The sequence below is a fragment of the Parazoarcus communis SWub3 = DSM 12120 genome, assembly GCF_003226565.1.
GTDB lineage: Bacteria > Pseudomonadota > Gammaproteobacteria > Burkholderiales > Rhodocyclaceae > Parazoarcus > Parazoarcus communis.
In genome coordinates this window covers 1-256 of sequence record NZ_QKOE01000177.1, presented here as the reverse complement: position 1 = coordinate 256, position 256 = coordinate 1, and the positions used below count along the sequence as shown (strand labels likewise).

Sequence of the window (256 nt, the reverse complement as noted above, 5' to 3'; positions counted from 1 at the left end):
GGAACTGGGCACGACCAACCTGGCCACCTACGCCTACGACGACCTCTCCCGTCGCACCACGGTCACGCTGGGCAACGGCACCACCACCAGCTACGGCTACAGCCCCCAGGGCGCGCTCGCCAGCCTCGCCCACAACCTCGCCGGCACCGCGCAGGACCAGACCCTCACCTACACCCGCAACCCCGTGCAGGAAATCGTGAGCCAGAGCTGGACCAACGACCTGTACCAATGGACGGGCTACGCCAACGGCACCCAG

Annotated in this window: 1 protein-coding gene; it reads left to right on the top strand. The window is 68.0% G+C overall.

Annotation, left to right across the window (positions count from 1 at the left end; translation table 11 throughout):
* Positions 1–256 (top strand): hypothetical protein (locus tag DNK49_RS23625; protein WP_133255194.1); only part of this gene is annotated, 256 nt, incomplete at both ends.